Here is a 19,513-nt window from a genome sequence, read left to right as displayed (position 1 = left end):
GTTGATGGCGGTGTTTTTCGCCAGAATGGTAATACCGCGCTCTTTCTCCTGGTCGTTTGAGTCCATCACGCGCTCGTCGTTGAGCACGTTGCGCTCCAGGGTGCCGGATTGACGCAAGAGTTTGTCTACCAGGGTGGTTTTACCATGGTCAACGTGAGCAATGATGGCGATGTTGCGTAGATTTTCGATCACTTGTGTATCTCGATCAGAGGATTCGGTGTGCTGACAACAACTGGTGGCAGCGATTAACAGTAGAGTCCGGCAAAGCCGTTACAGCTTGACGGCGGCGTCGGGGGGCCGGTGACGCAAGCCACAGGCAAACAGCCCCGGGCACTTAGCTCGGTCGATAAACGCGCACATTGGCATGCCCCTCACTGAGCAAATGGTGGGCATGCAGGCGACTCATGACGCCTTTGTCGCAATACAGCAGGTACTGGCGTGTAGGGTCCAGTTCCTTGAAACGAGCGTTCACTGCGTAGAACGGCATCGTCTGTATTTCTACGCCGTCGAGTTCCAGCGGGTCATCCTCGGCGGCATCCGGGTGACGGATGTCGATAACGATCTGACCGGCCAGCGCTTCGCCGACTTCTTCAATCTGCAAATCCTGGCCCAACTCGTCGATCACCCGATCGATCGGCACCAGTTTGGCGTTTGCGAGCGCACGCTCGAGCACCGCCATGTCGAATTCTTTTTCTTCATGCTCAACGCGGCCACGTTTGGCGGCAGTCTTCGGATTGACCGAGATAACGCCGCAGTATTCCGGCATATGCCGGGCGAAATCGGCAGTGCCGATCTCGTTGGCCGTGTCGATGATGTCCTGCTTGTGCGCGACGATCAGCGGTCGCAGGACCAGTTTGTCGGTCACACAGTCGATCACTGACAGGTTCGGCAGCGTCTGGCTCGAAACCTGGGAGATCGCTTCGCCAGTAACCAGCGCATCGATCTGCAGGCGGTCGGCAATGCTCGACGACGCGCGCAACATCATACGCTTCAACACGACGCCCATATGACTGTTATCGACTTTGCCGAGAATTTCGCCCAAAACTTCTTCAAACGGCACACTGACAAATAGCACGCGTTGCGAGCTGCCGTACTTCTTCCAGATGAAGTGCGCGACTTCCATCACGCCTAATTCGTGGGCACGCCCGCCGAGATTGAAGAAGCAAAAGTGCGCCATCAAACCGCGTCGCATGATCTGGTAGGCCGCAACGGTTGAGTCAAAGCCGCCGGACATCAATACCAGCGTCTGCTCCAGTGCGCCGAGCGGGTAACCGCCGATGCCTTCGTGCTGACTGTGGATCACAAACAACCGTTTGTCGCGAACTTCGATGCGAACTTCGATTTCCGGCTTTTTCAGGTCGATTCCGGCAGCACCGCATTCACGACGCAGTTTGCTGCCGACGTATTTCTCGACGTCCATCGAGCTGAACGGATGCTTGCCCGCACGCTTGCAGCGCACCGAGAAAATCTTCCCGGCCAGTGCATCGCCGTAGTGCTCCTTGCACTTCTCGGTGATGTCGTCGAAGTCGCCCAGCGGGTACTCGTCTATCTGCAAATAGTGCGCGACGCCTGGCATGCAGGTCAGGCGCTCACCCATCTCTTTCAAGGCTTTGGGGTCGGTAACGCGGGTTTCCAGCTCGAGATTGTCCCAGACACCGTTAACCACCACCGCCGGGTCCAGATCGCGGAGCACGGTGCGGATGTTCTTGGCCAACTGGCGGATGAATTTCGTCCGGACAGGTCGACTCTTGATGGTGATCTCGGGGAAGACTTTTACGATTAGTTTCATGAAAACAGCGCGCGCAGGGCCAGCCGAAAAAGGGGGGCGCGGATTATAGCGGAAATTGCTCAAGGTTTAACCAGTTAATATGCAGAAGGTTTTGCGCGCACCAAAACAGGTCATTTTCCGATTAAGACGCTACATTAGAGGGCGATATTTTCACCATTAATGGGTTTTGCAGCTTTATAAGCGTGAATTTGGGGCGAAAAACCCATGCTGGGGCACTGGCATGCAATTTGCTCCCTTGTGAGGCAGGTTGCCTTGGCAGAGTATTCGCGCCGGCATCACCCACATTCTAAGGGCATCCACTACTAAGCCCGAAGCCACCCGGAGGACACTATGTCGAAGTCGGTTCAACTCATCAAAGATCATGACGTCAAGTGGATTGATCTGCGCTTCACGGACACCAAAGGCACTCAGCACCACGTGACCATGCCGGCTCGCGATGCGCTGGATGACGACTTCTTCGAAGTCGGCAAAATGTTCGACGGTTCCTCCATCGCTGGCTGGAAAGGCATCGAAGCCTCCGACATGATCCTGCTGCCGGACGATGACACTGCCGTTCTCGACCCGTTCACCGAAGACACCACGCTGATTCTGGTGTGCGACATCATCGAACCGTCGAGCATGCAAGGCTACGACCGCGACCCGCGTGCAATCGCCAAGCGTGCCGAAGAACACCTGAAGGCCACCGGTATCGGTGACACCGTGTTCGCCGGTCCAGAGCCAGAGTTCTTCATCTTTGACTCGGTGAAATTCAAGTCGGACATCTCCGGCTCGATGTTCAAGATCTACTCCGAGCAAGCTTCGTGGATGTCCGACCAGGACATCGAAGGCGGTAACAAGGGCCACCGTCCAGGCGTCAAAGGCGGCTACTTCCCGGTTCCACCATTCGACCACGACCACGAAATCCGTACCTCCATGTGCAACGCACTGGAAGAAATGGGCCTGACCGTTGAAGTTCACCACCACGAAGTGGCGACTGCCGGCCAGAACGAAATCGGCGTCAAGTTCAACACCCTGGTGAAGAAAGCCGACGAAACCCAAACCCTGAAGTACGTTGTACACAACGTTGCTGACGCATACGGCCGCACCGCGACCTTCATGCCGAAGCCACTGTACGGCGACAACGGTTCGGGCATGCACGTCCACATGTCGATCTGGAAAGACGGCAAGAACACCTTCGCTGGCGAAGGCTATGCCGGCCTGTCCGACACCGCCCTGTACTTCATCGGCGGCATCATCAAACACGGTAAGGCCCTGAACGGCTTCACCAACCCGGCTACCAACTCCTACAAGCGTCTGGTACCAGGCTTCGAAGCTCCGGTAATGCTGGCCTACTCGGCTCGCAACCGTTCCGCTTCGATCCGTATTCCTTACGTGTCGAGCCCTAAAGCCCGCCGTATCGAAGCACGTTTCCCGGACCCGGCTGCCAACCCGTACCTGGCTTTCGCAGCACTGTTGATGGCCGGCCTGGACGGTATCCAGAACAAGATCCACCCTGGCGACGCAGCTGACAAAAACCTGTACGACCTGCCGCCTGAAGAGGCGAAAGAGATCCCACAAGTTTGCGGCAGCCTGAAAGAAGCCCTGGAAGAGCTGGACAAGGGCCGTGCGTTCCTGACCAAGGGCGGCGTGTTCTCCGACGACTTCATCGACGCTTACATCGCGCTGAAATCCGAAGAAGAAATCAAGGTCCGTACCTTCGTACACCCACTGGAATATGAGCTGTACTACAGCTGCTGATCCGGTAGCGCCTGCGCAAGCGGCGTGACAAAAAGAGGCCTCCTTCGGGAGGCCTTTTTTGTGCGCGCTCATCCATGGATAATCCGCCGCTTTCGCGCCACCACCGGTGCCTTGACGAAGGGATTCGCATGAAATGGTTATGGGCTATCGCCCTGACGGCCAGCCTCACCTGCCAAATGGCCGGAGCGGCAGCGTTCTATGACAACAAACCGCTGGCCCACCCGCTGATCGAAGGCTTGCAGGAAAGCTCGGCGACCCTTGCGTTCATCAAGGAGGCAGGGGGCGTCAAAGGTTACTACTGCCTTTGCAGCATGCCCAATGCCGAACCTCATTTGCTTGACGAATTCGGCCAGGCATCGATCGAATCGGTTTTCCTCATGTCGCTCGACAGTGAGCAACCGACCCGCTTCGTGCTGTTCCGGCAAAACGACCGATACAAGATCTACGCCTACAAATATGACGACAACGATCACCTCTACAGCCGCGTCACGCGTCTGCAGCCAGCACTGGATCGCATCACCGAAGGCCAGAAACGCATCGATGCCCTGACCATCAAGAAAGCCCTGAGTCGAATCACCCCGCTCAACTACCGCTTCTACTATGAAGAGTCCGGTGTACCGGAGTTCGACCAGCTCGATTTCAGCCAAGGAAAACTGGTGAGCTATTACGGCCAGTACTACGACCCGCTGAGCAATCCCACGCCTGATGACGAACCATACTTCTACAAGAAGACCTATAAGGAAAAAAACGGCCGGTTTCTCAACGTTACCTTCTGGCGCTGGCTTGATGCCACCCGCATCGAAGGCAATCGCACGCTCTACAATTATCAGGTCAGACGTATTGCCTGGGAAACCGATCCGTTGAAATTCACCGGCAGCGAGGACGGCCAATCGGTGCTTTATGACTCTGGATCGATCTCAGCCAAAGGTGCCTATAAGCAAGGCGTACGTGACGGTCAGTGGTCTGCTTCCAAAGACGAGAAATATTCGGAGTCGGGTCAATTTGCAGAGGGTAAACGGGAGGGGCAATGGACCATTTACCAGGACGGGCAAACGCTGGACGGCAAGTACCACAATGATATGCGCGAAGGCCGCTGGCAGCTTTCCAACTACGACGAGATGGAATGGGTCGCCACCGGTTTCCAGACCTATGCCCATGGCCAACTCAACGGCCCGAGTGAACTGACCATTGCCGGTACCACCGAACGTGGCACTTATATCGATGACAAGCGCCAAGGCCCATGGGAGATCAAGACAGGAAACGGCAACTACACCGACGACCTGCAAAGCGGCCCGTGGACACTCAAGACCGATAATGGCCATAGCCAGACTGTTAGTTTCGTCGCCGGCAAAAAAGAAGGCGAGCTGCGCGATACCGACGCCAATGGTGTTTTGATCTACATCGAGCACTACAAGGCGGGCATCCTTTCCGGCATTCGCGAGAGCGTGCTTGAGCCGGGCGCCTCACGATAAACCCGGGGGCGGTTTGTGTGAGCGGATGTTGATCCGATTGGGCTTACCGCTACCCCTGACCTATGCTGCAACCCAATCTCATCGTTTATCGGTCGATTTCATGGGTCGTGGTTTTCTTTTCCTGTTGCTGGTGATCGCCCTCCCCGCCGCCGCGCAGATCTACAAGTACACCGATGCCAATGGCAACACGGTCTACAGCGATCATTCGCCCGATGGGGTGCAGGCGCAAACCGTGGATTTACCGCCGCTCAACAGTGTGGAACCGCAAGCACCGAGCACGCCGACACCCAACACGGACAGCAGCCAGCCGCCTCGCAATGTCTACGAAGTCCTCGAGCTCGGCGGCTTGCCGACCGAAGAAGCGCTGCGCGCCAACAACGGCACCTTCACCGTCAACGTGCAGATCAAGCCGCGCCTGCAACCACCTCATCAATTAAGGCTGGTGCTCGATGATCAACCTTACGGTCAGCCAAGCAATGTGCCGATCCTGCAACTGGTGAATGTTGATCGCGGTGAGCATCGACTCGCCGTACAGGTGCTCAATGGCGAGGCGATCCTCCAGCAGAGCCCGGCAGTGGTGTTCACCGTGCAGCGGGTGCACAAGCCATGACTCGCTGGCTCCTCGCCGCCTGCCTGTCACTGATCGCGCTCAGCGCGTCAGCCGAGGTTTTCACTTACGTCGATGCACAGGGCAACCGGGTCTTCACTGACCAGCCGCGCTCCGGCAACGCCAAGAGCGTGCCGCTGGCAACCAGCAACCGCATGCCGGCCAATCCGACTGCAGCGGCCCCCATCCGGACGGCGAGTAAATCCGAGGAGCTGCCACTGTTCCACTACGACATGCTACGTGTTCTGGTGCCCGAGCCCGATGCAACCATCCGCAGCAGTGCCGGCGAGCTGATCGTCAGCATCACCAGTGAGCCCGGCCTGCAACCCGGTCATCGCTATCGCCTGTTGCTGGATGGTCAGCCGACCGGCGATCCTGGTGTCAGCCCGGTGTTTCCGCTGAGCAACATCGACCGTGGCAGCCACAATCTCTCGGCGGAAATCCTCGATACCGAGGGCCGCACCGTCGAGCGCACCGCCAACCAGCCTTTCCACATGTTGCGCATCTCCCTCGCGCAGAAACGTCAGGTCAAACCCTGCGTGACCGAGGACTACGGCGTACGCCCCGAATGTCCGCTGAAAGACAAACCCGTCGAAACCAAAAACCCCTTCCTGCGTTTCTTCTAACGCCGTTCAGCTTTGCGCACTATATTGGTGCAATAGGCTGCACCGTACCCACATTCCAACCCATTTTGGTTCGAAAGTACCCGCAAGCGCTGGCCACACGCCACGCAAACGAGCGTCAAACGCCTGTTTCAGGCGTCGAACGCTTCTTTTCGGAGCCTTGGTTTGGTTTTTGCATTTTCCGCTTATCGACGCTTGTTACTTGCGCACGCTCCGCCCCCAAAAGAGGCTCTGATGACCATTAGCGACGCAATCCCCCGTTTGCTGCTCGACAACTTGACCACCGCCACCATCCTGCTCGATGCCGAATTGCGCCTTGAGTACATGAATCCGGCGGCAGAGATGCTCCTGGCGATCAGCGGCCAGCGCAGCCATGGACAGTTCATCAGTGAGCTGTTCACCGAATCGACCGAAGCGCTCAATTCTTTGCGCCAGGCCGTGGAGCAGGCGCACCCGTTCACCAAGCGCGAAGCGATGCTCACCGCCCTCACCGGCCAGACCCTGACTGTGGATTACGCGGTCACGCCGATCCTCAGCAATGGCGCGACCCTGTTGCTGCTGGAAGTCCACCCGCGTGACCGCTTGCTGCGGATCACCAAGGAAGAGGCGCAGCTGTCCAAGCAGGAAACCAGCAAGATGCTGGTGCGCGGCCTCGCCCACGAGATCAAGAATCCGCTGGGCGGCATCCGTGGCGCCGCGCAATTGCTGGCCCGCGAGCTGCCGGAAGAAAGCCTGCGCGACTACACCAACGTGATCATTGAAGAAGCCGACCGCCTGCGCAATCTGGTCGACCGCATGCTCGGCTCGAACAAACTGCCGTCGCTGGCCATGTGCAACGTGCACGAAGTGCTGGAGCGCGTCAGTCATCTGGTCGAAGCCGAAAGTCAGGGCTGCATCACGCTGGTGCGCGATTACGACCCGAGCATTCCCGACGTCTTGATCGACCGCGAACAAATGATTCAAGCCGTGCTGAACATCGTGCGCAACGCAATGCAGGCCATCAGCAGCCAGAACGAGTTGCGTCTGGGCCGCATCAGCCTGCGCACCCGCGCGATGCGCCAGTTCACCATCGGCCACGTCCGCCATCGCCTGGTGACCAAGATCGAGATCATCGACAACGGCCCGGGCATCCCGGCGGAACTCCAGGAAACCATTTTCTTTCCCATGGTCAGCGGTCGCCCGGACGGTACCGGGCTCGGTCTGGCCATTACCCAGAACATCATCAGCCAGCACCAGGGCCTGATCGAGTGTGACAGCCATCCCGGCCACACGACGTTCTCGATCTTTCTGCCACTGGAACAAGGAGCCACATCGACATGAGCCGTAGTGAAACCGTGTGGATCGTCGATGACGACCGTTCTATCCGTTGGGTTCTGGAAAAAGCCCTGCAGCAGGAAGGCATGACCACCCAGAGCTTCGACAGCGCCGATGGCGTGATGAGTCGTCTGGCGCGTCAGCAGCCGGACGTGATCATTTCCGACATTCGCATGCCCGGTGCCAGCGGTCTGGATCTGCTGGCGCGGATTCGCGAGCAGCACCCACGGTTGCCAGTCATCATCATGACCGCTCACTCCGATCTGGACAGCGCTGTCGCCTCTTATCAGGGCGGCGCCTTCGAGTATCTGCCGAAGCCGTTCGACGTTGATGAAGCGGTTTCGCTGGTCAAACGTGCCAATCAGCATGCGCAAGAACAGCAAGGTCTGGAAGTCGTCCCGGCGCTGACCCGCACCCCGGAAATCATCGGCGAAGCGCCGGCGATGCAGGAAGTGTTTCGCGCCATCGGCCGCTTGAGCCATTCCAACATCACCGTGTTGATCAACGGCGAATCCGGCACCGGTAAAGAACTGGTTGCCCACGCCCTGCACCGCCACAGCCCACGCGCGGCCTCGCCGTTCATTGCGCTGAACATGGCGGCGATCCCGAAAGACTTGATGGAATCCGAGCTGTTCGGCCACGAGAAAGGCGCGTTCACCGGTGCGGCCAACCTGCGTCGCGGACGTTTCGAACAGGCGGACGGCGGCACGCTGTTCCTCGACGAAATCGGCGACATGCCGGCCGATACGCAAACCCGTTTGCTGCGCGTATTGGCTGACGGCGAGTTCTACCGCGTTGGCGGGCATGTGCCGGTCAAGGTCGATGTGCGGATCATTGCCGCGACTCACCAGAATCTGGAAACCCTGGTGCACGCCGGCAAGTTCCGTGAGGACTTGTTCCATCGCCTCAACGTGATCCGCATCCACATTCCGCGCCTGTCGGACCGTCGCGAAGACATCCCGACTCTGGCCAAGCACTTCCTCAGTCGCGCCGCGCAAGAACTCGCGGTCGAACCGAAGCTGCTGAAAAGCGAGACCGAGGAATACCTGAAGAACCTGCCGTGGGGCGGCAACGTGCGTCAGCTGGAGAATACGTGCCGCTGGATCACGGTGATGGCGTCCGGGCGCGAAGTGCACATCAGCGACCTGCCGCCTGAGCTGCTGAACCTGCCACAGGACTCAGCGCCAGTGACCAACTGGGAACAAGCGCTGCGTCAGTGGGCCGATCAGGCGTTGGCTCGCGGCCAATCCAGCCTGCTCGACAGCGCGGTGCCGGCGTTTGAGCGGATCATGATCGAGACCGCCCTAAAGCACACGGCAGGACGTCGTCGTGATGCGGCGGTGTTGCTCGGCTGGGGGCGTAATACTCTGACGCGCAAGATCAAGGAACTGGGGATGAAGGTCGATGGCGGGGATGATGATGAGGGGGATGAGGGCTAAGCCCTGAGTTTTTCGCTGACCGTTACACCCAATCGCGAGCAGGCTCGCTCCCACAGGGGAACGCATTCCAACTGTAGGAGTAAGCCTGCTCGCGAAGCTTTCAGGGCCTGCGTGCACCGCATCAATGCACGATGACCCGTGATCGGGCATGTCAGCCTGCTCAAAAAACATTCAATCCAGACTGAAATACCAAAACTGCAAATACACGAAAGCCCCGAATTACGGGGCTTTCGTGTTTCTGAGCGGGTTTTCTGTTTGCAAATACTAAAACTGGCACGCCACCTGCAATAACCCTTACAGGTGATTCGATTCACCACCCGTTTCGGGGACCTTGGTACAGGCAGGCCGGGGATTCCCCTCTTTACACCCGGGCTCACACCGCACAAGCGACGAGCCCACCCAGTTTTGGGGCCCTTGATACAGGCAGGTCAGGGGTTCCTTCTTTACACCGGGCTGATGCCAACGCGTCAGCCCACGCTTTTGGGAACCTTGGTACAGGCAGGCCGGGGATTCCCGCTTTTATTGCTCCCGGAGATGGATCTCCAGCCGCCAGCGGTCATCGACTTCGCTGCCGGCCCAGTCACCCTGCAGCGGCCGCGCCGCGAGCACCGTCAGCAACAACCCCCCGTCACTTACCCGCGTACGCCAATTGACGTCCTTGCCGTTGAGCTTCAACTGGCCTTTCTGCGCCTTGCCTTCGGCCTGGAACAACAACGCCAGCGCGCCATCGACGATTTCGCCGTGCAGCTTCGGTTCGTTGTTGAACCACACCACCAGCCCGCCATCAATCGCCTCGACCTGCTGCAATACGCTGGGGTCCGGGGTGGTCAGGCGACCGATCATCAAGCCGATCATCAGCCCGACAATCACCAGTGATCCGATCACTCGCGGGAATAGTTTCGAACGGTTGTCCACGGGCGGCGTAGAATGCCGCTCATCTTTACCTTCGGAGCCGTGCATGTTTCACGTCATCCTTTTTCAACCAGAAATTCCGCCGAATACCGGCAACGTTATCAGGCTGTGCGCCAACAGCGGCTGCCACCTGCATTTGATCGAACCGCTGGGCTTCGAGATGGACGACAAGCGCTTGCGCCGCGCCGGTCTCGACTACCACGAATACGCCACCCTGCAACGCCACGCCGACCTTGCCAGTTGCCTGGAAAGCCTCGGCAATCCACGGCTGTTCGCGTTCACCACCAAGGGTTCGCGGCCGTTTCATGATGCCGCGTTCGTCCCGGGTGATGCGTTCATCTTCGGTCCGGAAAGCCGTGGGCTGCCGCCTGAAGTGCTGGACGCCCTGCCCGCCGATCAGCGCCTGCGTCTGCCGATGCGTGAAGGCTGCCGCAGCCTGAACCTGTCCAACACAGTAGCGGTGGCGGTGTACGAAGCGTGGCGCCAGAACGATTTCAAATAACACCGCAAAACAAATGTGGGAGCGAGCCTGCTCGCGATTACGGAGTGTCAGTCAACATTGATGTGTCTGACAGACCGCTATCGCGAGCAGGCTCGCTCCCACATGGGTGTTACCAAACCGATTACTGAACGGTCGGGGTCTCGCCGCTTTCCTGCATGCGCTGCAGTTCTTGCGCGTACAGGGCGTCGAAGTTCACCGGAGCCAGCATCAGCGCCGGGAACGAGCCACGGGTAACCAGGCTGTCCAGGGTTTCGCGAGCGTACGGGAACAGGATGTTCGGGCAGAACGCACCCAGAGTGTGGCTCATCGAAGCCGCATCCAGGTTCTTGATCAGAAAGATACCGGCCTGTTGCACTTCAGCGATGAAGGCTACTTCGTCACCGTTTTTCACGGTAACGGACAGGGTCAGCACGACTTCGTAGAAATCGCCTTCCAGTTCTTTTTGACGAGTGTTCAGATCCAGACCGACGGTCGGGTCCCACTGCTGGCGAAAGATCGCCGGGCTTTTCGGGGCTTCGAAGGACAAATCGCGAACGTAGATGCGCTGCAAGGAGAATTGCGGTGCGGTTTCTTCTTCGCTGGCTGCAGTGTTCTGTTGGTCAGTCATCTCAGATCCTTTCTGATCTTGGGTCTTTTAGGGATTGCTGTACGTGGGTGCAGCCGTTCAGGCCTTGAGCAGCGCGTCGAGCTTGCCGGCGCGCTCCAGGGCATACAAATCGTCACAACCGCCAATGTGCTTGCTGCCGATCCAGATCTGCGGCACGGACGTGCGTCCGGCTTTCTGGGCCATCTCGGCGCGCACCTGCGGCTTGCCATCGACCTTGATCTCTTTGAAGGCCACGCCTTTGTTCTCGAGCAGGTACTTGGCTCGTGAGCAATAAGGGCAGTAATCGCTGGAGTAGACGATGACTTCGCTCATATCACTTCACCAGCGGCAGGTTGTCGCCTTTCCAGCTGGAGATCCCGCCGGACAGCTTGGCGGCGGTGAAGCCGGACTTCATCAGCTCGCGGGCGTGGGTGCCGGAGGTCTGGCCCAGGGCGTCGACCAGAATGATGGTCTTGGCCTTGTGCTTGTCCAGCTCGCCGATGCGCGCAGCCAGTTTGTCCTGGGGAATGTTGATCGCGCCAACGATATGGCCGGCGGCGTAATCCTTGGCGGTACGGATGTCGACCACCACGCCTGCGTCCTTGTTGACCAGTGCGGTCAATTCGCCGGTGCTCAGGCTTTTACCGCCGCCCTGCATGGTATGCGCAAGCAGCAGAGCCAGCAGTACGACGAAGATACCGACAAGAATGTAGTGGTTAGTGGCAAATTCAATCAGGTGAGCAACCATCGAAGGAGGTTCCAGGGCGTTAAAATGTCGGCCAGTATACACAGCCACTATGGTGGGCCAAACCCCGTCCGGCGGTGACGCGGTCGGAACTTCGCTTTAAACTGCCACTCACTTTTCCATCGCCCTCTTTTAACTCAGCCACGAGTGGATTCCATGACTACTACGCCTAAACCTTTGGTCCTGATGATTCTCGACGGCTTCGGTCACAGCGAGAGCCACGAATCCAACGCCGTGTATGCGGCGAAGAAGCCTGTGCTTGATCGCCTGTGGGCCACCGTGCCGAACGGCCTGATCTCCGGCAGCGGCATGGACGTCGGCCTGCCCGACGGTCAAATGGGCAACTCCGAAGTCGGCCACATGAACCTCGGTGCTGGCCGCGTGGTGTATCAGGACTTCACCCGCGTGACCAAATCGATCCGCGACGGCGAGTTCTTCGAGAACCCGACCATCTGCGCCGCTGTGGATAAAGCCGTGGCCGCCGGTAAAGCCGTGCATTTCATGGGCCTGCTGTCGGATGGCGGCGTACACAGCCACCAGGATCACCTGGTCGCGATGGCCGAACTGGCTTTCAAGCGCGGCGCTGAAAAAATCTATCTGCACGCCTTCCTCGATGGTCGCGATACGCCGCCGAAAAGCGCCGCATCGTTCATCGAACTGCTCGACACGACTTTCCAGGCACTCGGCAAGGGCCGTATCGCCAGCATCATTGGCCGCTACTTCGCGATGGATCGCGACAACCGTTGGGATCGTGTATCCCAGGCTTACAACCTGATCGTTGATGGCAAAAGCGAATTCAACGCCGCCACCGCCCAAGAAGCTCTTGAGGCTGCTTACGCTCGCGGCGAAAGCGACGAATTCGTCAAAGCCACCACAATCGGCGAGCCGGTCAAGGTCGAAGATGGCGACGCCGTGATCTTCATGAACTTCCGCGCCGACCGCGCCCGTGAGTTGACCCGCGTATTCGTTGAGGACGGTTTCAAGGAGTTCGAATGCGCCCGCCAGCCGAAACTCGCCGGCTTCGTGATGCTCACCCAATACGCCGCGAGCATTCCTGCGCCATCGGCCTTCGCCGCCGGCAGCCTGGAAAACGTGCTCGGTGATTACCTGGCGAAAAACGGCAAAACCCAGTTGCGTATCGCCGAAACCGAGAAATATGCGCACGTGACCTTCTTCTTCTCCGGCGGTCGCGAAGAACCGTTTCCGGGCGAAGAGCGCATCCTGATCCCGTCGCCGAAAGTCGCCACGTACGACTTGCAGCCGGAAATGAGCGCGCCGGAAGTCACCGACCGCATTGTCGAGGCCATCGAAAACCAGCGTTACGACGTGATCGTGGTCAACTATGCCAACGGCGATATGGTCGGCCACAGCGGCGTGTTTGATGCAGCGGTAAAAGCCGTGGAATGCCTGGATGCCTGCGTCGGCCGCATCGTCGAGGCGCTGGAAAAGGTCGGCGGTGAAGCGCTGATCACTGCCGACCACGGCAACTGCGAGAAAATGTCCGACGAAGAAACCCATCAGGCGCACACCGCGCACACCACCGAGCCGGTGCCGTTCATTTATGTCGGCAAGCGTGACCTCAAGGTGCGTGAAGGCGGCGTGCTGGCGGACGTGGCACCGACCATACTGAAACTGCTGGGCCTGGAAAAGCCTGCGGAAATGACCGGCACTTCGATTCTCGTCTGACCTGAAACTTTGGAACACTGCAAAACCTGTGGGAGCTGGCTTGCCAGCGATAGCAATCTGACAGCCAACGACTATGTTGAATGTGCAGACGCCATCGCTGGCAAGCCAGCTCCCACAGTGGTTTATGGTGGTTTCAAAGATTAATTTCGGCTGTATCTCTGGCCAGTTATCACACAGCCCCAATTGGGCGTTTTTTTTGCAGCCTCGGGCGGGCATACTAGGCCGTCCATTACCCTGGTGCCGCCCGCCTCTATGCTCCGCGTCCTGATTGCCCTCGCTCTGACTTGCCTGCTCCAACCGGCCTTCGCTGACGAGCGCGCGCAAACCCAACAGCAGTTGGACGCCACGCGTCAGGACATTGCCGAGCTGAAAAAGCTGCTGGGCAAGCTTCAGGAAGAAAAGTCCGGCGTGCAGAAAGAGCTCAAAGGCACCGAAACCGAGATGGGCAAGCTCGAGAAGCAAGTCGATGCCCTGCAAAAAGAGCTGAAGAAAAGCGAATCCGAGCTGCAGCGACTCGATGGAGAGAAAAAAAAACTCCAGAGCGCGCGCACTGAACAGCAGCGACTGATCGCGATCCAGGCCCGTGCGGCTTACCAGAATGGCCGTCAGGAATACCTCAAACTGCTGCTCAATCAGCAGAATCCCGAGAAGTTCGCCCGCACCCTCACCTATTACGATTATCTGAGCCAGGCCCGCCTGGAGCAGTTGAAGAACTTCAACGAAACCCTGCGCCAACTGGCCAATGTCGAAAAAGACATCTCCATGCAGCAAGCGCAATTGCTGGTGCAGAAAAGCAGTCTCGACAGCCAGCGCGACGAACTCGACAAGGTCCGCAAGGAACGCCAGCAAGTCCTCGCCAAGCTCAGCGACGACGTGAAGGCCCGTGACCAGAAACTGGTGGCCCGCGAGCAGGATCAGGCAGATCTGTCTAAAGTCCTTAAAACCATTGAAGAAACGCTGGCCCGTCAGGCCCGTGAGGCAGAAGAAGCGCGGCAGAAAGCGCTGATCGCCCAGCAGGAAGCCGAAAAAAAGCGTTTGCGTGAGGCGCAGGCTGAAAACAGCGACGCCCCACGTAAACCGGTCAAATCCACACCTGGCGCGCTGGTTTCCAGCAGTGGCGAGACCTTCGGCGGCCCTTTTGCTGCAACCCGGGGAAAACTTCCATGGCCGGTTGATGGTCGACTGCTGGCACGCTTCGGCGAAACCCGTGGCGACGACGCCCGCACCAAGTGGGACGGCGTGATGATCAGCGCCTCCGCCGGCAGCCAGGTGCATGCCGTGCACGGTGGTCGTGTGGTGTTCGCCGACTGGTTGCGCGGTGCCGGGCTGCTGGTGATTCTCGACCACGGCAACGGTTTTCTGAGTCTTTACGGTCACAACCAGACGTTACTCAAGTCGGCCGGTGACGTGGTAAAAGCCGGTGAGTCGATCTCCACTGTCGGCAACAGTGGCGGTCAGGACACACCAGCGCTGTATTTCGCAATTCGTCAGCAGGGTCACCCGAGTGATCCGGCGCAATGGTGCCACGCGCAAGGATAGGCGTTGAGTCACCTACATTAGGAGTTCGTTCGACATGCTGCATTTGTCCCGTCTTACCTCGCTGGCCCTGACGATCGCCCTGGTGATCGGCGCGCCTCTGGCGTTCGCCGCTCAACCGGCCCCGGCCGTCGCTCCGGCAGGCACAGCCGCGACCTCCAAGGCCCCGTTGCCTTTGGAAGAGTTGCGCACCTTTGCCGAGGTCATGGACCGGATCAAAGCCGCCTATGTCGAGCCGGTCGACGACAAGACCCTGCTGGAAAACGCGATCAAGGGCATGCTCAGCAACCTCGACCCGCACTCCGCCTACCTGGGCCCTGAAGACTTCACCGAGTTGCAGGAAAGCACCAGCGGCGAGTTCGGCGGCCTGGGCATTGAAGTCGGCTCCGAAGACGGCTTCATCAAAGTCGTGTCGCCAATCGACGACACCCCGGCATCGAAGGCTGGCATTCAGGCCGGCGACTTCATCGTCAAGATCAATGGCCAGCCGACTCGCGGCCAGACCATGACCGAAGCCGTGGACAAGATGCGCGGCAAGATCGGCCAGAAAATCACCCTGACTCTGGTTCGCGATGGCGGCACGCCGTTCGACGTGACCCTGGCTCGCGCCGTGATCCAGGTGAAGAGCGTCAAGTCGCAGCTGCTGGAATCGGGCTACGGCTACATCCGCATCACCCAGTTCCAGGTCAAGACCGGCGAAGAGGTCTCCAAGGCCCTGGCCAAGATGCGCAAGGACAACGGCAAGAAGCTCAACGGCATCATTCTCGACCTGCGTAACAACCCGGGCGGCGTGTTGCAGGCAGCGGTGGAAGTGGTCGACCACTTCGTCACCAAAGGTCTGATCGTTTACACCAAGGGCCGGATCGCCAACTCCGAACTGCGCTTCTCCGCGACCGGCAAAGACGAAAGCGAAGCCGTGCCGATGGTCGTGCTGATCAACGGTGGCAGCGCCTCGGCGTCCGAAATTGTCGCCGGCGCTCTTCAGGATCTGAAACGCGCCGTGGTCATGGGCACCACCAGTTTCGGCAAAGGCTCGGTGCAAACCGTGCTGCCGCTGAACAACGACCGCGCACTGAAGATCACGACTGCGCTGTACTTCACCCCGAACGGCCGCTCGATCCAGGCTCAGGGCATCGTCCCGGACATCGAAGTACGCAAGGCCAAGATCACCAACGAGGCGGACGGCGACTACTTCAAGGAAGCCGACCTGCAAGGTCACCTCGGCAACGGCAATGGCGGCGCGGACAAACCGACCGGCTCCGGCGCCAAGGCTAAAGCAATGCCGCAGGATGACGACTACCAACTGGCCCAGGCCCTGAGCCTGCTCAAAGGCCTGAGCATCACGTCCGGCCGTTGAGGATGTCTTTGCGTTTCGTCTTCGTTCTACTGTGCTGTCTGGCGGGTGCTGCCCATGCAGAACCCGCCACCTCCACGCCTCACAAGGCTTACCTGACGCTGATCATCGATGACCTGGGGCAGAACCTGCCCCGGGATCGTCGCGTGCTGGCCCTCCCCGGCCCGGTGACCACGGCGATCATGCCCGACACCCCGCACGCCACCGAGTTTGCTCGCGAAGCCCATCGCGCCGGCAAGATCGTGATCCTGCACATGCCGATGGACCCCGCCACCGGACCGTATGCCTGGCACCCCGACCTGCCGCTCGAAGAACTCGAAAAGCGCCTCGATGCAGCATTCAAAATGGTCCCTTACACCGCCGGCATCAATAACCACATGGGCAGCCGCATGACTGCGCAACCGGTGGCCATGGCGTGGTTAATGGGCGAGTTGCAGCGCCGCCACAAGTTCTTCGTCGACAGCCGCACCAGCGCGCAAACCGTCGCCGCGCAGCAAGCGCAGAAAATTGATCTGGCCAGTGTCTCAAGGGATGTGTTTCTTGATGACGAACGCACCGAGGCAGCGATTTATACGCAGTTGCAGACGGCGATCAACCTAGCGCGCAAGCAAGGTTCGGCAGTGATGATCGGGCACCCGTATCCGCAGACACTCGCGGTGCTGGAGCGAGAATTACCGAAACTCAAAGCTCAGGGAATTGAGTGGATTGATATCAAGCAGATGATCAGTGTGCGCAGTAATCGAGCTACAGCGGCACATGGCAAGGATGGAGTGTACCGCTGACACCCCGAAACAACTGTGGGAGCGAGCTTGCTCGCGAAGGGGCCGTGTCAGACAACTGAAAGGTCGATTGACACACCGCATTCGCGAGCAGGCTCGCTCCCACATTGAGATCCATGTCAGCGATGTATCAGAGATACCGCCCCATAATTTCATCTACCACGCCATCTTTACGCATCTGATCCAGCGCAGCCTGCAACTTCTTCACCGTTTCATCTGACACTTCCTTGTTCAGCGCCAGATACAACTCGGCGCTGTTGAAGCGCAGCACTGTCTTGAGCCCGGTCACGCCGTCCTGGCGCGCCAGATAACGGCCGGCAGGATCGCCGGTGGCCCAGAGGTCGATCTGGCCGTTAACCAGTTTCTTCGCATTGTCCTGATCACGCAGCACCACGACCGGTTTCAAGCCTTGCTTGTTCAGCGTCTCGGCAATCGCGTCACCCTTGTAGGCACCGATCTTGTACTTGCGCGCATCGTTGAGTGTTTCGAGGGTGATCTTGCTATCGGCCTTGGCCAACATGATCCAGTCATCCGGGCCAATCGGGCCGACCCATTTGAAGAGTTTCTCGCGATCCGGCAGACGCGCCATCACGAACGCTCCGTAACCGGGATTTTCCAGCGCCTGTTTGTAGACTCGTTCCCACGGGAAACGCAGCGTCAGACTGTAGGTGAGCCCGGCACGCTTGAACATTTCGCGCACGATGTCGGCGGCTATGCCGTCGATATTCTCGTCTTTGGCGAAGTTCTTGCCGTCTTTCGCCATGTTGTATGGCGGGAAGTTTTCGGTGAGGAGCACCAGATCGGTGTCGGGACTGTTTTCGGCTCGAGCGGTGTTGAGCAACAACACAGAGGCACTGGCGAGAACAAGAAGCAGGCGTTTGATCATGTCGGGCTACCGAAATCCATGGCGTGCCCAAGAGTGCCTTGGGTACGCCATGCTGTCCACTGGCCTGTACGGTTTAACGCATTACGATTCCGCGATGGGCCATATACGCCTTGGCTTCCTGCACGGTGTATTCGCCGAAGTGGAAAATACTCGCCGCCAACACTGCACTGGCGTGACCTTCGAGGATGCCGTCAGCCAGATGCTGCAAGTTGCCGACACCGCCGGAGGCGATCACCGGAATGCCCAGCGCATCGCTGATGGCGCGGGTCACACCGAGGTCGAAGCCGTTTTTCATGCCGTCCTGATCCATGCTGGTCAGGAGAATTTCACCGGCACCCAGGCCTTCCATCTTCTTTGCCCACTCGACCGCGTCGAGACCGGTCGGCTTGCGCCCGCCGTGGGTGAAGATTTCCCAGCGCGGGGTTTCGCCCGGGCCGGAAACCTTCTTCGCGTCAATGGCGACGACGATGCACTGCGAGCCGAAATGCTGCGCGGCTTCGCCGACGAATTCCGGGTTGAATACAGCTGCGGTGTTGATCGAAACCTTGTCCGCACCCGCATTCAGCAGGTTGCGAATGTCCTGCACGGTGCGCACGCCACCGCCCACGGTCAGCGGGATGAACACCTGGCTGGCCATGCGTTCAACAGTATGCAGCGTGGTGTCGCGGCCATCGACGCTGGCGGTGATGTCGAGAAAGGTAATCTCGTCGGCACCCTGCTCGTCATAGCGACGGGCGATTTCCACCGGGTCGCCGGCATCGCGGATGTTTTCGAACTTCACACCTTTGACGACCCGGCCGTTATCCACGTCCAGGCAAGGGATGATGCGTTTGGCCAGCGCCATGGTCAGTCCTCAGCCTTTGTACGAATCGCAGAAAGCTTGCGCTTCGGCGACGTCGAGGGTGCCTTCGTAAATAGCCCGGCCGGTGATCGCGCCGATGATGCCCGGTGCCTTGGCATCGAGCAGCGACTTGATGTCACCGAGGTTATGGATGCCGCCGGAAGCGATCACCGGGATCTTCGTTGCAGCGGCCAGCGCGGCGGTGAATGGCACGTTGCAGCCCTGCATCATGCCGTCTTTGGCGATGTCGGTATAAACGATCGAAGACACGCCGTCTGCTTCAAACTGTTTGGCCAGGTCGATGACCTGCACGGTGCTGATTTCAGCCCAGCCGTCGGTGGCGACGAAACCGTCCTTGGCATCCAGGCCAACGATGATTTTGCCCGGGAAGGCGCGGCAGGCTTCTGCAACGAAGGCCGGATCTTTCACCGCTTTGGTGCCGATGATCACGTAGCTCACGCCAGCCTTGACGTAGTGCTCGATGGTTTCCAGCGAACGGATGCCGCCGCCGATCTGGATCGGCAGGTTCGGATAACGCTTGGCAATCGCGGTGACGACTTCGCCGTTGACTGGCTGGCCTTCGAACGCGCCGTTCAGATCGACCAGATGCAGACGACGGCAACCGCCCTCCACCCACTTGGCAGCCATGCTCACCGGGTCATCGGAGAACACCGTGGAATCTTCCATGCGGCCTTGGCGCAGACG

General features: G+C 59.1%; 20 protein-coding genes. 11 read left to right on the top strand and 9 right to left on the bottom strand.

Going from position 1 to position 19,513, the window contains the following annotated elements; genetic code table 11:
* Positions 1-192 (bottom strand): GTP-binding protein (locus tag ACIOZM_RS28905; RefSeq protein WP_401220397.1); only part of this gene is annotated, 192 nt, incomplete at its 3' end.
* A 142-nt stretch (positions 193-334) separates the two neighbouring features.
* The gene (thiI, locus tag ACIOZM_RS28900) at positions 335-1,789 is read right to left on the bottom strand and encodes a tRNA uracil 4-sulfurtransferase ThiI (RefSeq protein WP_401220394.1); all 1,455 of its coding nucleotides are present in this window, start codon (positions 1,787-1,789) and stop codon (positions 335-337) included.
* Between the two features lie 330 nt (positions 1,790-2,119).
* Between thiI and glnA the strand changes: the two genes are divergently transcribed.
* The 6 genes from glnA to ntrC all read left to right on the top strand — a co-directional run bounded on the left by glnA (position 2,120) and on the right by ntrC (position 8,981).
* Positions 2,120-3,526 (top strand): type I glutamate--ammonia ligase, encoded by a 1,407-nt coding sequence (gene glnA / locus ACIOZM_RS28895; protein ID WP_401220392.1) that lies wholly within the window; start codon positions 2,120-2,122, stop codon positions 3,524-3,526.
* Between the two features lie 128 nt (positions 3,527-3,654).
* Positions 3,655-4,998, top strand: coding sequence for a toxin-antitoxin system YwqK family antitoxin (locus ACIOZM_RS28890; RefSeq protein WP_401220389.1), 1,344 nt, complete (start codon positions 3,655-3,657; stop codon positions 4,996-4,998).
* A gap of 100 nt (positions 4,999-5,098) precedes the next feature.
* On the top strand, positions 5,099-5,608 hold the full coding sequence (locus ACIOZM_RS28885) for a DUF4124 domain-containing protein (RefSeq protein WP_401220386.1): 510 nt from the start codon (positions 5,099-5,101) through the stop codon (positions 5,606-5,608).
* A complete protein-coding gene (locus ACIOZM_RS28880) occupies positions 5,605-6,231 on the top strand; it encodes a DUF4124 domain-containing protein (protein ID WP_401220384.1) in 627 nt (208 codons plus the stop codon). Before ACIOZM_RS28885 ends, ACIOZM_RS28880 begins: the two co-directional genes overlap by 4 nt.
* Positions 6,232-6,462: 231 nt before the next feature.
* Positions 6,463-7,548 (top strand): nitrogen regulation protein NR(II), encoded by a 1,086-nt coding sequence (glnL, locus tag ACIOZM_RS28875; protein WP_401220381.1) that lies wholly within the window; start codon positions 6,463-6,465, stop codon positions 7,546-7,548.
* Positions 7,545-8,981 carry a nitrogen regulation protein NR(I) gene (gene ntrC / locus ACIOZM_RS28870; RefSeq protein WP_007909238.1) on the top strand — a complete coding sequence of 479 codons (1,437 nt, stop codon included), beginning with the start codon at positions 7,545-7,547 and terminating at the stop codon, positions 8,979-8,981. Before glnL ends, ntrC begins: the two co-directional genes overlap by 4 nt.
* A gap of 519 nt (positions 8,982-9,500) precedes the next feature.
* On the opposite strand, the gene ACIOZM_RS28865 is transcribed toward ntrC, so the two are convergent.
* Positions 9,501-9,941 carry a hypothetical protein gene (locus ACIOZM_RS28865; RefSeq protein WP_401220378.1) on the bottom strand — a complete coding sequence of 147 codons (441 nt, stop codon included), beginning with the start codon at positions 9,939-9,941 and terminating at the stop codon, positions 9,501-9,503.
* Here ACIOZM_RS28865 and ACIOZM_RS28860 point away from each other — a divergent pair.
* The gene (locus ACIOZM_RS28860) at positions 9,940-10,395 is read left to right on the top strand and encodes a tRNA (cytidine(34)-2'-O)-methyltransferase (RefSeq protein ID WP_064117042.1); all 456 of its coding nucleotides are present in this window, start codon (positions 9,940-9,942) and stop codon (positions 10,393-10,395) included. The genes ACIOZM_RS28865 and ACIOZM_RS28860 overlap by 2 nt on opposite strands.
* A 121-nt stretch (positions 10,396-10,516) precedes the next feature.
* Here ACIOZM_RS28860 and secB read toward each other — a convergent pair whose 3' ends face one another.
* From secB to ACIOZM_RS28845, 3 genes are read right to left on the bottom strand one after another with little or no spacing between them, the layout of a single operon-like run.
* Positions 10,517-11,002, bottom strand: coding sequence for a protein-export chaperone SecB (secB, locus tag ACIOZM_RS28855; RefSeq protein ID WP_008080562.1), 486 nt, complete (start codon positions 11,000-11,002; stop codon positions 10,517-10,519).
* A 57-nt stretch (positions 11,003-11,059) separates the two neighbouring features.
* Positions 11,060-11,314, bottom strand: a complete 255-nt coding sequence (gene grxC / locus ACIOZM_RS28850) for a glutaredoxin 3 (protein WP_008080561.1) — start codon at positions 11,312-11,314, stop codon at positions 11,060-11,062.
* A gap of 1 nt (position 11,315) precedes the next feature.
* Positions 11,316-11,729 carry a rhodanese-like domain-containing protein gene (locus tag ACIOZM_RS28845; protein ID WP_401220375.1) on the bottom strand — a complete coding sequence of 138 codons (414 nt, stop codon included), beginning with the start codon at positions 11,727-11,729 and terminating at the stop codon, positions 11,316-11,318.
* 153 nt (positions 11,730-11,882) lie between these two features.
* Between ACIOZM_RS28845 and gpmI the strand changes: the two genes are divergently transcribed.
* The 4 genes from gpmI to ACIOZM_RS28825 all read left to right on the top strand — a co-directional run bounded on the left by gpmI (position 11,883) and on the right by ACIOZM_RS28825 (position 17,084).
* Positions 11,883-13,412, top strand: a complete 1,530-nt coding sequence (gpmI, locus tag ACIOZM_RS28840) for a 2,3-bisphosphoglycerate-independent phosphoglycerate mutase (protein WP_401220373.1) — start codon at positions 11,883-11,885, stop codon at positions 13,410-13,412.
* A gap of 252 nt (positions 13,413-13,664) precedes the next feature.
* Positions 13,665-14,951, top strand: coding sequence for a murein hydrolase activator EnvC family protein (locus ACIOZM_RS28835; protein ID WP_401220371.1), 1,287 nt, complete (start codon positions 13,665-13,667; stop codon positions 14,949-14,951).
* A 34-nt stretch (positions 14,952-14,985) separates the two neighbouring features.
* The gene (locus ACIOZM_RS28830; RefSeq protein ID WP_401220369.1) at positions 14,986-16,305 is read left to right on the top strand and encodes a S41 family peptidase; all 1,320 of its coding nucleotides are present in this window, start codon (positions 14,986-14,988) and stop codon (positions 16,303-16,305) included.
* A 2-nt stretch (positions 16,306-16,307) separates the two neighbouring features.
* Entirely contained in the window at positions 16,308-17,084 is a 777-nt protein-coding gene (locus ACIOZM_RS28825) for a divergent polysaccharide deacetylase family protein (protein WP_401220366.1), read from the top strand.
* Positions 17,085-17,211: 127 nt separating this feature from the next.
* Here ACIOZM_RS28825 and ACIOZM_RS28820 read toward each other — a convergent pair whose 3' ends face one another.
* The 3 genes from ACIOZM_RS28820 to ACIOZM_RS28810 all read right to left on the bottom strand — a co-directional run.
* On the bottom strand, positions 17,212-17,967 hold the full coding sequence (locus ACIOZM_RS28820; protein ID WP_401220363.1) for a substrate-binding periplasmic protein: 756 nt from the start codon (positions 17,965-17,967) through the stop codon (positions 17,212-17,214).
* Between the two features lie 73 nt (positions 17,968-18,040).
* Entirely contained in the window at positions 18,041-18,811 is a 771-nt protein-coding gene (gene hisF, locus ACIOZM_RS28815) for an imidazole glycerol phosphate synthase subunit HisF (RefSeq protein WP_007897430.1), read from the bottom strand.
* Between the two features lie 9 nt (positions 18,812-18,820).
* On the bottom strand, positions 18,821-19,513 hold a 693-nt coding region (locus tag ACIOZM_RS28810; RefSeq protein WP_401220361.1), incomplete at its 5' end, for a 1-(5-phosphoribosyl)-5-[(5-phosphoribosylamino)methylideneamino] imidazole-4-carboxamide isomerase.

The sequence above is a fragment of the Pseudomonas sp. NPDC087346 genome (assembly GCF_044744235.1).
Taxonomy (GTDB): Bacteria; Pseudomonadota; Gammaproteobacteria; order Pseudomonadales; family Pseudomonadaceae; genus Aquipseudomonas.
The sequence above is the reverse complement of the archived record's forward strand: the minus strand, read 5'-3'. Positions and strand labels throughout refer to the sequence as shown.

What these genes read in the sequence shown, in the direction of transcription:
- ACIOZM_RS28880 (WP_401220384.1), top strand. Translation starts at nt 5,605, where the DNA reads ATGACTCGCTGGCTCCTCGCCGCCTGCCTGTCACTGATCGCGCTCAGC.
- ntrC (WP_007909238.1), top strand. Translation starts at nt 7,545, where the DNA reads ATGAGCCGTAGTGAAACCGTGTGGATCGTCGATGACGACCGTTCTATC.
- ACIOZM_RS28885 (WP_401220386.1), top strand. Translation starts at nt 5,099, where the DNA reads ATGGGTCGTGGTTTTCTTTTCCTGTTGCTGGTGATCGCCCTCCCCGCC.
- ACIOZM_RS28890 (WP_401220389.1), top strand. Translation starts at nt 3,655, where the DNA reads ATGAAATGGTTATGGGCTATCGCCCTGACGGCCAGCCTCACCTGCCAA.
- ACIOZM_RS28865 (WP_401220378.1), bottom strand. Translation starts at nt 9,941, where the DNA reads ATGCACGGCTCCGAAGGTAAAGATGAGCGGCATTCTACGCCGCCCGTG.
- thiI (WP_401220394.1), bottom strand. Translation starts at nt 1,789, where the DNA reads ATGAAACTAATCGTAAAAGTCTTCCCCGAGATCACCATCAAGAGTCGA.
- ACIOZM_RS28860 (WP_064117042.1), top strand. Translation starts at nt 9,940, where the DNA reads ATGTTTCACGTCATCCTTTTTCAACCAGAAATTCCGCCGAATACCGGC.
- grxC (WP_008080561.1), bottom strand. Translation starts at nt 11,314, where the DNA reads ATGAGCGAAGTCATCGTCTACTCCAGCGATTACTGCCCTTATTGCTCA.
- glnA (WP_401220392.1), top strand. Translation starts at nt 2,120, where the DNA reads ATGTCGAAGTCGGTTCAACTCATCAAAGATCATGACGTCAAGTGGATT.
- ACIOZM_RS28845 (WP_401220375.1), bottom strand. Translation starts at nt 11,729, where the DNA reads ATGGTTGCTCACCTGATTGAATTTGCCACTAACCACTACATTCTTGTC.
- gpmI (WP_401220373.1), top strand. Translation starts at nt 11,883, where the DNA reads ATGACTACTACGCCTAAACCTTTGGTCCTGATGATTCTCGACGGCTTC.
- ACIOZM_RS28820 (WP_401220363.1), bottom strand. Translation starts at nt 17,967, where the DNA reads ATGATCAAACGCCTGCTTCTTGTTCTCGCCAGTGCCTCTGTGTTGTTG.
- hisF (WP_007897430.1), bottom strand. Translation starts at nt 18,811, where the DNA reads ATGGCGCTGGCCAAACGCATCATCCCTTGCCTGGACGTGGATAACGGC.
- glnL (WP_401220381.1), top strand. Translation starts at nt 6,463, where the DNA reads ATGACCATTAGCGACGCAATCCCCCGTTTGCTGCTCGACAACTTGACC.
- secB (WP_008080562.1), bottom strand. Translation starts at nt 11,002, where the DNA reads ATGACTGACCAACAGAACACTGCAGCCAGCGAAGAAGAAACCGCACCG.
- ACIOZM_RS28835 (WP_401220371.1), top strand. Translation starts at nt 13,665, where the DNA reads ATGCTCCGCGTCCTGATTGCCCTCGCTCTGACTTGCCTGCTCCAACCG.
- ACIOZM_RS28825 (WP_401220366.1), top strand. Translation starts at nt 16,308, where the DNA reads ATGTCTTTGCGTTTCGTCTTCGTTCTACTGTGCTGTCTGGCGGGTGCT.
- ACIOZM_RS28830 (WP_401220369.1), top strand. Translation starts at nt 14,986, where the DNA reads ATGCTGCATTTGTCCCGTCTTACCTCGCTGGCCCTGACGATCGCCCTG.